Genomic DNA, 11,859 nt, shown 5'->3' with positions numbered 1-11,859 from the left:
ATGACAAAATAAATGCTGAAAACTACAATTTAACTGACATTTGCGAGTTTTTACTCGCTAAAATTAAATTGCAGCTTTCAGCCACTTTAGCTGTGATAAAATACACAAATATCATATTTAAAAAAGGTCTTATTTCTCAAGCAATGCTTTAATTTTATCTAAAATAACATTGGCTACTTCTTCTTTTTTCATTTTAGGATACTCAGTAATATTTCCTTCTACATCTATTATTTTTACAATATTAGTATCAGCTCTAAAACCAGCACCCTCTTTGGTTAAATCATTTGCCACAATAAAATCTAGATTTTTCTTTTCTATTTTTCCTTTGGCATGTTCTATAAGGTCATTAGTTTCAGCTGCAAATCCTACTAATATCTTATCTTCTTTTATTTTTCCTATTTCATAAGCAATATCATAATTCCTACTTAGTTCTATTGATAAATCATCATTCTTCTTTTTAATTTTCTTGTCAGAATAAGTTTTTGGTTTATAATCTGCAACTGCTGCACTTTGAATTACTATTTTATTTTCACTTAAATTTGATACTACTGCTTCATATAAATCTTGTGCTGACTCTATTTGAACAAACTTTTTAAGGTTTTGTGGAATAGAAAGATTTGTAGGACCTGATATTAATGTTACATCAGCACCTCTAGATATAGCTTCTCTTGCTATAGAATATCCCATTTTTCCAGAAGACCTATTAGTTAGATATCTTACTGGGTCTATACTTTCTACAGTTGGGCCAGCTGTAACTATTATACTTTGACCTTTTAAATCTTGCTCTTTAGTAAGATTAGCTAAAACTTCCTCCACTATTACATCTGGATTAGCTAGTTTACCTGCTCCAATATCTCCACATGCAAGTCTTCCACTTTCTGGTTCAATAAATTTATATCCAAAGCTCTTTAAAGTTTGTATATTTTTTTGTACAATTGGATTTTCATACATATTAGTATTCATAGCTGGTGCCATCAGAACCTGTGCTTTGGTTGCCATAACAGTAGTTGTTAACATATCGTCAGCTATACCATTTGCAATCTTTCCTATAACATTTGCACTTGCTGGCACTATTAAGAATAAATCTGCTTTTTTTGCTAATGATATATGCTCAACTTCCCAAGTTTTTGGTTCTTCAAACATATCTTCTACTACATAATTTTGACTCAGTGATTGAAATGTAAGTGGTTTAACAAATTCTGTTGCTGACTTTGTCATTATAACATGGATATTTGCATTTAGTTTTTTTAACTTACTTACAACATCACAAGCCTTATATGCAGCTATTCCACCGCTTATACCAATTACAACAGTTTTATCTTTTAGCATGACCTTACTCCTCTTCTGAAATTTGTTGGTGTTGCTCAGCATGGTGTCTAGCTTCTTCGATTTCTATTTCTTCCTCTGTCAATAATCTATATGTTATTTTTCCACTTGCAACTTCTTTAGTTGCTACACATACAGGTTTTTCCTTAGCTTTATTTGAAACATATGGTTCTTCTCCATCAATTAATTTTCTTGCTCTCTTTGAAACAGTTCCTACTAAATAGTATCTGTTGTCTATTTTTTCTAGTACCTCATTGATAGATGGTTTTAACATAATTATAATTCCTCCTTGAATTTCTCTATTATAATATTTTTATATCTGCTAACTTTATTCTTTTCAGATGATATTATACCTTCTATTTCTTTAGCAGATGTTTTTACATCTTCATTAAATATAAAATAATCATAATCCTTAATCATTTTAATTTCTTCATATGCACAACTAAATCTCTTCTCTATTTCAGCTTCTGTTTCTGTACCTCTTCCAACAATTCTATTTTTTAATTCTTTAAGTGATGGTGGTAGTACAAATATAAATACTCCCTCTGGACAAACTTCTTTTATTTGTTTTGCTCCTTGCATTTCAATTTCTAATAGTACATCCTGTCCTCTTTCTAAACATTCCATTATTGCTGCTTTTGGAGTCCCATAAAAATTATCATAAATTTGAGCATACTCCAAAAACTCACCTTTTTTTATCATTTCTTCAAACTTTTCCTTGCTTATGAAGAAATAATTTACTCCATCAACTTCTCCAGTTCTTGGTTTTCTTGTAGTAGCTGATACAGAAAGTTTTATTGTATCATTTTCTTTAAGTAGTTCTTTGCAAATAGTACCTTTTCCTGCACCTGATGGTCCTGATACAACTAGCAATAATCCTTTTTTCGCAAACATTTAAGCATTCCCCTTCTAATATTGTATTCTTACTCTATATTTTGTATTTGTTCTCTTATTTTTTCTAATTCGCTTTTTACTTCCACTACTAAATTAGTTATATTTATGTCAGATGACTTCGAACCTATAGTGTTAGTTTCTCTATTCATCTCTTGTATCAAGAAATCTATTTTTCTACCTATAGAGTCGTCTTTAAATATAGTATTTTTAAGTTGACCTATATGACTTTTAAATCTAACTATTTCTTCTGTTATACTGCTTTTATCTGCATATATTGCAACTTCTTGTGCTAATCTATTCTCATCTATTATACTAGGGTCATCCAACAATTCACTTATTCTCAAATTCAATTTTTCTCTATAATCTTCTACAACACTACTTGAATATTTTTCAATTTCTTCTATGTGATTTTTTAATAAATCACATCTCATGGTAATATCTTCAGCTAATTTTTTACCTTCTTCACTTCTCATTTCTTTTAATTTGATTAATGCATCTTCAACTGCTTGATTCAACATTGACCATAATAAATCTTCATCTTCTTCTTTTTCTTCTATTTTCACAATATCAGGAAACTTTGCAACATTCATAACACTAATATCATCTATAATGTCAAATTTATTTTTTATTTCTTTTAGTATATCTATATATTGAGATGCTAATCCCTCATCAAAGTTTAAGTTTACATCTTCTTTACCTAATAAGTCAAATTTTATGTATAAATCTACTCTTCCTCTTTTTACATAATTTTTTACTAAATTTCTAACCTTATCCTCTAAAAATGAAATTTTTCTTGGAAAACGTATGTTTATATCTGAATACTTATGATTTATTGTTTTACACTCTACTAAAAAGTAATAATTATCATCTTTGTATTCTCCTCTTCCAAAACCAGTCATACTTATAGCCATTAATTAAACCTCCAAAACACCTTCACATATTTTTACTGCTGGACCTGTCATATAATAGAAATCTCCTATATCTATTTTAACTGTTCCACCTTGAGAAGTTACATTTACACTACTTTCTACCATGTTAAGCAAATTACATATTATTGCTGATGCAGTCATACCAGTACCACAACCTAAAGTATATCCGCAACCTCTTTCCCATGTGTAAACATGTATATTATACTTATCTTCTACCTTTACAAAATTTACATTCGTTTTTTTAGAAAATATTTTATTATTTTCAATCTCTTTTCCATACTTACAAACATCATCTACATCTAACTCATCTACTATAACTACTGTATGAGGAACTCCCATCAACATAGAAGTAACCTTAAATTCCCTATCTAAAACTTTTATACTTTCTTGCACAAAACGTTCTTTATCTGTAGATACAGGGACATCTTTAGCTATAAAACTTCCTTCTCCCATATTGACTCTTATGGAGTTTATTTCTCCATTAATAAGATTTATTTTTATATCTTTTACACCATCTAATGTATCTACTGTAAAATTTTCTTTTTTAACTATACCATTATCATAAACAAATTTACAAAAACATCTAAGACCATTTCCACACATTGCTGCTCTTGAGCCATCAGAATTGTAATATACCATTTCTACATCTGCAACTTTTGAATCTTTCACAACTAACAAGCCATCCGCCCCTACAGAAAATCTTCTATGACATACTTTTTTTGCTAAAATAGTATAATTTGATGGATTTATATGGTCGAATCTTCCATCTATTGCAATAAAATCATTCCCTATTCCATGTAGTTTCCAAAATTTCATAAGTATCGCTCCTTCGTAAATTAACGCTTAAACTATTATAACATAAAAAAATTCCCATAAACTTATAATTTATGGGAAAAGTTTTGTAATGACAACTATAATTTGAGGATGTGAGGGAGAGTTGCCATTACAATTAGGGTAATTATATTATGTTTTAAGCTAGTTCTTTCTATGTTTATATCATAATATTTCCATATGAATTTTATGTATAGTTCGTTTAAACTGTATATGAATTTTTAAAATAAAATACTCAACATGCTAGATTTAATTCTTCTTTAATACATACATATTAACATACAGCTATTAACTCTTTAAGTGTTTTTAAAACATAATCTAAATCTTCTCTAGTAATATCTACATGAGTTACAAATCTGTACTCCCCATTTTCCATTTTATTAATTTTTATATTTCTTTCAAAAAACTCTTTTATCAAAACATCTTCTTTTATGACATCTTCATTCATTTTAAAGAAGACCATACTTAAGTCTGGGTTAGTGTTATTTACTTCAATACCTTCAATTTTATCTAACTCACAAGCTAAATATTTTGCATTTTCATGGTCTTCATTTAATCTTAGTGTCATTTTTTCAATAGCGATTATACCAGCAGCTGCAACTATACCAACTTGTCTCATTCCCCCACCCATAACTTTTTGCTTTCTTCTAGCTTTTGCTATAAATTCTTTACTTCCAGCAAGTATAGACCCCATTGGTGCAGCTAAACCTTTTGATACACAGAACATAACACTATCACAACACTTTGCTATTTCTTTAGCTTCTACACCTAAAGTTAATGCTGCATTGAATAATCTTGCTCCATCCAGATGTACTGGTAAGTTATGCTTCTCAGCTATTTTTTTAATTTCTCTTAAATTATCAAGACTCACAACAGTTCCACCTGAATATGCATTTTCTACACATATAAGACCTGTCTGTGGTTCATGTATGTCATCTCTTCTAATTGCCTTTTCAACAAGTTCAGGATTAAGTGCTCCATTTTCATCTTCATCTATAGTTCTAAGTTGAACTCCAGCTATTACAGCAGGTGCTCCAACCTCATGAGTTACAATGTGATAACCTTTACCAATAATGATTTCTTGACCTCTTAGACAGTGAGTAAATAAAGCTAACTGATTTCCAAAAGTCCCACTTGGAAGAAAAATTGCATCTTCTTTTCCAACTTTAGCTGCTGCTAATTCTTCAAGTTTATTTACAGTAGGGTCATCTCTAAAGATTGAATCTCCAACAGGAGCCTTTGCCATAGCTTCTCTCATTTCATCAGTAGGCATAGTAACAGTATCACTTCTTAAATCAATAAATTTCATTTTTTCAACCTTCTTTCATATTTATAGACTATACACTTTTAAAATTTATTTATTTTTGTAGAGTTTATATTTTTATTAAGTTACTCTTTACATAATAATTATACTATATTTGTTTTATATTTAAGCAAATTTAAATTATTAAGTTTTAAAATATACTGACTAGCCTTCTGTGAGTATATCATGTAAGTATAATATATTAATCCATGTTGTTTAAATTCCCCCTAGTCATAGAGCATATATTATGTGTATAATTAATTTACTGACTTATTTTAGTCAAAGAAAGGGGTGCTATATATGGCATTAGATGGATTAGTTATACATTCAATAGTAGATGAATTATCATCAAAGCTTACAGGTGGAAAAATAGATAAGATTCATCAACCTGAAGATGATGAGGTAATTTTTAATATAAGAAATAATAAAGAAAATTTTAGATTGGTTTTAAGTGCAAGTGCTTCAAATCCTAGGGTTTATCTAACAAGTAATTATAAAAAAGAAAACCCCCTAAAAGCACCTATGTTTTGTATGTTACTTAGAAAGTATATACAAGGAGGAAATATTATAGAAATCTCTCAAATTGGTTTTGAAAGAATAATAAAAATCAGCATTGAGTCTTTAGATGAATTAAAAGAAAAGACAATTAAGAATATTATGATTGAAATTATGGGAAGACACAGCAATATAATAGTAACTCATGGTGAAGACAATAAAATTATAGATTCTATAAAAAGAGTGCCTTTTAGTATAAGTAGAGTTCGTCAAGTTTTACCTGGACATATCTACTCATTACCACCAAAGCAAGATAAACTTAATCCTCTTGATGATATATCTAAGGATTTATTTATTACAAGGCTTAACGAATTTGAAGGTTCTGTTTTTAAGTCTATATATTCTAAATTTCTAGGCATAAGTCCTACCATTGCTAAAGAAATTTGCTACAGGGCAGATATAAATCAAAACACTAGTATAAAAGATATATCTAGTCATCAATTTAATTCTTTATACAAAGAATTTTGCAATTTATTTAGTGATATAAACTCTAATAAATTTTCACCTTGTATTGTTATAGATAAAAAATTAGATAAAGTAGTTGATTTCAGTTGTGTCACTCTTACACTATTCAATAATTTATCATACATTAATAAGGAAAGTATGTCTAATATACTGGAAGATTTCTACAGAACTAAAGATATTAAAGATAGAATTAATCAACGCTCCTCTGATTTAAAGAAAAGTATATCTGTTAAACTTGATAGACTTTATAACAAACTTAGAAAGCAAGAAGAAGAATTGTTAGAATCTGAAAATGCAGATATTTATAAAGTAAAAGGCGAACTAATTACATCTTATATATATATGGTAGAGAAAGGTATGGAAAGCATTAAAGTTGCCAATTTCTATGATGAAAATTGTAAAGATATAACAATAGAATTAAATAAAAACTTGACACCATCTGAAAATGCTCAGAAATATTTTAAAAAGTACAACAAAATGAAACATGCTAAAGTTGAAATATCTCATCAAATTTCATTAAATAAAGAAGAAATAGATTACTTGGAAAATATAATTTTAAGTATTGAAAATTGTGAAAATTTGGCTGAATTACAAGACATAAAAGAGGAACTTGCTAAGGTTGGATATATCAAGACTCAAAAGAAAAACAGCAAAAAGGATACTATCCCTTCTACAAAACCTCATGAATTTATATCTTCTGATGGGTTTAAAATATTAGTTGGTAAAAATAATAAGCAGAACGACTATCTTACACTAAGACTTGCTGATAACGACGATTTGTGGATGCATACAAAGAATATTCCTGGTTCTCATGTAATAATAAAGTGTGCTGGTAAGGAAGTACCTGATAATACTATATTTGAAGGAGCCATGCTGGCAGCATTTTTTAGTAAGTCAAAGCTTTCTTCTCAGGTGCCTGTAGACTATACTAAGAGAAAAAACGTAAAAAAACCTAGTGGTTCTAAGCCAGGTATGGTTATTTATGAGACTAACAGTACTATTTATGTTACTCCTGAAGAAGAAACAGTAGCTAAACTTAAAGTTAAATCTGAATAATCTCTGCACTAAATACAAAAATTAATACTAGATAAACATATATTACCATACTAAATGAAAAAAGTGGTATTCTTATAAAATACAATAAGAATACCATTTTCTATTTAACTCACTTTTAATTTTCTAATAAACTATTTTTATGTTTTGATAACTGCATTTATATTCATAACGAGTATCTTTAATCTTCTAGACAAATATAATTAGAAAATTAATATTAAAAGCTATTTTTTAATCTGCTAATTTGTTTTAGTAACTCATTGTATTCTGATTCATAATGTTCTTTTTTTAGATTATCCTTTTCTATAGACAACATAGATATAACATTTGTAAGTCTATTTTCTAATACTAAAAGATTTTCTTTTTTAGCTTGACTTTCTCTACTATGAGTTTTTTTATTTCTGTTAATTATATAGTCATCATAATTACAATCAAACTCCCTTATTTTATAATCTTTTATGTCTATAATATAGTTACAAATATGTGATACAAATACTCTATCATGAGATACTATAAGCATAGTTTTATCAGTGTTTATCATTGCCTTTTCTAGTGCCTCCATAGATTTTATATCCAAATAATTTGTTGGCTCATCAAATACTAAAAAATTATTATCTTCCAATATTATTTTACATAGTGCTATTTTTACCTTTTCTCCTCCACTGAGTACTTTTACATTTTTGTAGACATCATCACCTTTAAATCCAAATAGGTTTAAGTTTATCCTTATAAAATATTCATCAAATGAACTATTTACTTTAGTATTATATAGAACACTCTTTTCCTCATCTAATAAACTTTGATGTTGGTCAAAATACCCTACTTTCACCTTGTTATTTATTTTTATATGGTCATTTTTATTGGTCAATATTTCTTTTATCAAAGTACTTTTTCCACACCCATTATCACCTAATAATGCTATCTTTTTGCCTCTTTTTATTTTAAAAGAAACATTATCTAACAGGAGTTTATTCCCTAGCTTTAGAGTCATATCCTTTATCTCTATTAGATTTTTACTAATTATCTCCATACCCTCTTGAATCTTAATCTTCATTTCTGTAGAAGCTTTAGGTTTATTCTTTACCTCAAGTTTATCAATTCTACTTTTTATAGCCTTTACATTTGAGTCTAATTTTTTCTTATTAGTCTGCCCACCCATTTTGTGTAACCTAGCTTCTGAATTACCCATTCGTTTTGGAGTTTTTCTTACACCATCACTTAAAGCTTTTTTATACAAAAGAGCTTTTTCAAGCCTTTTTTTCTCTTTAATATATTCCTGATATTCAAAATCAGCTCTTTTTATTTCTTCATCTTTTTGCATTAAATAATCAGTGTAATTACCTTTGTAAGCTTTTAATTTTCCATCCTCTAGCTCTAATATAGTTGTACATAACTCGTCTAGAAAACGTCTATCATGAGATATTAATAATAAGGCTCCCTTATGCCTTTTAAACATGTCTTCTAAAATCCCAATACTTTTTTTATCTAAATTTGAAGTTGGCTCATCAGCTATTATTATATTTTTCTTATCACTCAGTGCATCTGCTATCTTTAGCTTAACTTTTTCTCCTCCTGATAAATACTCTTCAAATCTATCTGGAGCATTTAAAAGACTCTTTTCTTTACTATTACTACATGTTTCAATATTATTTTCACTTTGACTTATATAAGAATAGCTATCTGTAAGATAAACATATCCTTCATCAATTTCTATTTCACCTAATATTGACTTTAATAATGTTGTTTTTCCTTGACCATTTGAACCAACTAGACCTATTTTGTCATTTTCTGACACTTCAAACTTATCTATATCTAAAATTAATTTATCAGCATAATATTTCTTTAAACTATCTACTTTTACTAACAGCATTAAAAAATCCCTCCTTAATACACTTAAATATAAGGAGAGATTTATATAAATAGGCATAACAAATAAACGTATAGACTATAATCTACTCTCCTTAATTTAAGCATCGCAAATAAAGCCACCAAAATAGGCTTTTCAAAAATTACAATACTTTAAATTATAAAAAATAGATTATATTCTCATTGTCCCAGTTACCTTGCCCTTTCTTTCATTTATTTTTAATCATTATATCAACATTAATTACAAATGTCTATAGAAAATTAATTATTTAAAATTATACAAGATAGCATTTATTATTCTTCAACTTTAAAATCTTGATTATTTAAAATTCTATTTAATACAATTCCAACAATTGCAGCTAAACTAAGACCTGTTATCTTTACTGTACTTGTTATAGGAATTCCAATAGAAATACCTTTATTAGACATATACGTTGTTCCTAGACCTATTAGCAATATAACTGCTATTATTAATATATTTATCTTACTTTCTACACAAGAACTATCTCTTATAGTCTTTAATCCTACATAAGTTATCATTGAAAATAACATTATACTAATTCCACCCATAACTGAACCTGGTATACTTTGAAGGAATCCCCCAAACTTACCTACACATGCAAGTAATATAGCAAACACTGCTGTACGTCTAAGTATTGAAGGGTCATAGTTTTTAGTTATAGCAAGTACTGCTGTATTTTCTCCATAAGTTGTATTAGCTGGTCCACCTAAGCAACCTGCAACTATAGTTGCAAATCCATCTCCAAGTAAGGTTCTATTTAACCCTGGATTTTCTATAAAGTTTTTACCTACTACAGCACCATTAGTAGTCATATCTCCTATATGTTCCATAAATACAGCTAACACAACTGGAGATATAATCACAATTGCTCCTAAACTAAATTTAGGAACTGTAAAGTTAGGTATTGCAAATAAACTTGCTTCTGTAATTGTAGTTATATCTACTAATCCTAATATCAAACAGATTATATACCCAGAAAAAACAGCTATTAATATTCCTAATTGTTTTATAAATCCTCTACCAAATTTATTAGTTAAAATTGCTATTGCTAAAGTTATAAATGCTATTACAAAATTTGCTGAAGCCATACTAAAAGCTGTTGGTAATAAATTCAAACCTATAACTACTATCATAGCTCCTGTAACTTGTGCTGGAAAATACAGTTTAATTTTATTTACTCCAACTACTTTTACTATAATCGACATTATAATATAAATTAATCCTGCTACTATTATACCACCTTGAGCATATGCTAAATCTCCTCCATACGCCTCTTTAGCTGCTAGTATAACTGGTATAAATGCGAAACTTGAACCTAAAAAGGCAGGTACTTTTCCTTCTGTACAAAAATGAAATATCAATGTACCAACACCAGCACAGAAAATTGCAACTGACGGATTAAAGCCTGTCAAAATGGGAACTAATACTGTCGCTCCGAACATGGCTAATAGATGTTGTAAAGACATTATCGTTTTTTTCATAAAAACCTCCAAAATTATTATATATAAATAAATCCTCTATTTAATTAATATCTTTTAATTAATTATCATCCCCTAGATTCTACTTTTTAAACTCATTATAAATTTCATTGTTTTTTTACATTTTACGACATTAAAATTCAAATAAAGGAGAATAAAGACTATACTAAAATACACATCCATAAAATTATAATATTTATTTTGTGCAATCTATGTAAGCTTTATCCTCCCCCTGACTATTCAATGCTAAGCTTTTATATAATATTTAAAAATAATTATTCTTTGATTGTAACTGAATCTTCTCCATCAATTTCTAATAAACTAACAGATATAATTTCATGTCTAGAAGTAGGTACATTTTTTCCTACATAATCTGCTCTTATAGGTAGCTCTCTATGCCCTCTATCCACTAATACTGCTAATTGTATTGATTTAGGTCTTCCTATATCAATAATAGCATCAAGTGCTGCTCTTACAGTTCTTCCTGTATATAACACATCATCAACTAAAACTACTGTTTTATCATCTACATTAAAGTCTAAATATGTTCCCTTGACTACTGGTTCAACATTAATTTTTTCTAAGTCATCTCTATAAAGTGTTATATCAATATCTCCAGTGTCTACTTTTGTTCCTTCTATTTGTTCTATTCTTTTAGAAATTCTATTTGCAATTGGTACACCTCTAGTCTTTATTCCAACTAATACTAGGTCTTCTACGCCTTTATTTCTTTCAATTATCTCATGACTTATCCTAGTAATTGCTCTTGCTATCGCCTTTTCATCCATTAATTGAGCTTTTTCTACCATATCATAACTATTGCCAAAAAAATATACTATATTTTATTTTGACAAATCTACTCCTCTCTTTTAAATTTTTATAACTTCACTTTTATTAAAATTTTCAATTTAAACAACAAAAAACTCCTCATCACAAGACAAGAAGCTTTTATATAAAAAATATATAGTCTAATTCAGCAATTGTCTTACGATATCTCTGTATCGTTTAAAGATAATTTTTATACTCCATTAACTCAAATTATATATTTATATTTCAAATTTTTCAAGCTTTTTTAATCAAAATACTTTAATATAAAACATTTTAGCTAAATTCCACTAAATTTATCACTTATATAAA

General features: G+C 28.1%; 10 protein-coding genes. 1 reads left to right on the top strand and 9 read right to left on the bottom strand.

All coding sequences use genetic code 11. The features are described 5' to 3' along the window. Positions 1-129 precede the first annotated feature (129 nt). The 6 genes from coaBC to ltaE form a co-directional block, all read right to left on the bottom strand. Positions 130-1,329, bottom strand: coding sequence for a bifunctional phosphopantothenoylcysteine decarboxylase/phosphopantothenate--cysteine ligase CoaBC (gene coaBC / locus KGF42_RS03115; RefSeq protein ID WP_227821118.1), 1,200 nt, complete (start codon positions 1,327-1,329; stop codon positions 130-132). Positions 1,330-1,333: 4 nt separating this feature from the next. Continuing rightward, positions 1,334-1,600, bottom strand: a complete 267-nt coding sequence (rpoZ, locus tag KGF42_RS03110) for a DNA-directed RNA polymerase subunit omega (protein ID WP_003416246.1) — start codon at positions 1,598-1,600, stop codon at positions 1,334-1,336. Between the two features lie 2 nt (positions 1,601-1,602). Next, on the bottom strand, positions 1,603-2,220 hold the full coding sequence (gmk, locus tag KGF42_RS03105; protein WP_054274574.1) for a guanylate kinase: 618 nt from the start codon (positions 2,218-2,220) through the stop codon (positions 1,603-1,605). A 29-nt stretch (positions 2,221-2,249) separates the two neighbouring features. Then, positions 2,250-3,131 carry a YicC/YloC family endoribonuclease gene (locus KGF42_RS03100; RefSeq protein ID WP_227821119.1) on the bottom strand — a complete coding sequence of 294 codons (882 nt, stop codon included), beginning with the start codon at positions 3,129-3,131 and terminating at the stop codon, positions 2,250-2,252. A 3-nt stretch (positions 3,132-3,134) separates the two neighbouring features. After that, a complete protein-coding gene (gene dapF, locus KGF42_RS03095) occupies positions 3,135-3,965 on the bottom strand; it encodes a diaminopimelate epimerase (RefSeq protein WP_227825675.1) in 831 nt (276 codons plus the stop codon). Positions 3,966-4,254: 289 nt separating this feature from the next. Continuing rightward, positions 4,255-5,289, bottom strand: coding sequence for a low-specificity L-threonine aldolase (ltaE, locus tag KGF42_RS03090; protein WP_227821120.1), 1,035 nt, complete (start codon positions 5,287-5,289; stop codon positions 4,255-4,257). A 294-nt stretch (positions 5,290-5,583) separates the two neighbouring features. Between ltaE and KGF42_RS03085 the strand changes: the two genes are divergently transcribed. Further along, complete coding sequence (locus KGF42_RS03085) at positions 5,584-7,359, top strand: NFACT RNA binding domain-containing protein (RefSeq protein WP_227825674.1); 1,776 nt, start codon at positions 5,584-5,586, stop codon at positions 7,357-7,359. A gap of 214 nt (positions 7,360-7,573) precedes the next feature. Here KGF42_RS03085 and cplR read toward each other — a convergent pair whose 3' ends face one another. From cplR to pyrR, 3 genes are all read right to left on the bottom strand, one after another. Beyond that, the gene (cplR, locus tag KGF42_RS03080; RefSeq protein ID WP_227825673.1) at positions 7,574-9,226 is read right to left on the bottom strand and encodes an ABC-F type ribosomal protection protein CplR; all 1,653 of its coding nucleotides are present in this window, start codon (positions 9,224-9,226) and stop codon (positions 7,574-7,576) included. Between the two features lie 290 nt (positions 9,227-9,516). After that, complete coding sequence (locus KGF42_RS03075) at positions 9,517-10,725, bottom strand: solute carrier family 23 protein (RefSeq protein WP_107595473.1); 1,209 nt, start codon at positions 10,723-10,725, stop codon at positions 9,517-9,519. A gap of 272 nt (positions 10,726-10,997) precedes the next feature. Then, positions 10,998-11,531 (bottom strand): bifunctional pyr operon transcriptional regulator/uracil phosphoribosyltransferase PyrR, encoded by a 534-nt coding sequence (gene pyrR, locus KGF42_RS03070; RefSeq protein ID WP_054274581.1) that lies wholly within the window; start codon positions 11,529-11,531, stop codon positions 10,998-11,000. Between the last annotated feature and the right edge of the window lie 328 nt (positions 11,532-11,859).

The organism is Clostridioides sp. ZZV15-6383, from assembly GCF_020657735.1.
GTDB lineage: Bacteria > Bacillota > Clostridia > Peptostreptococcales > Peptostreptococcaceae > Clostridioides > Clostridioides difficile_D.
This window is presented reverse-complemented; position numbering and strand designations above follow the sequence as displayed.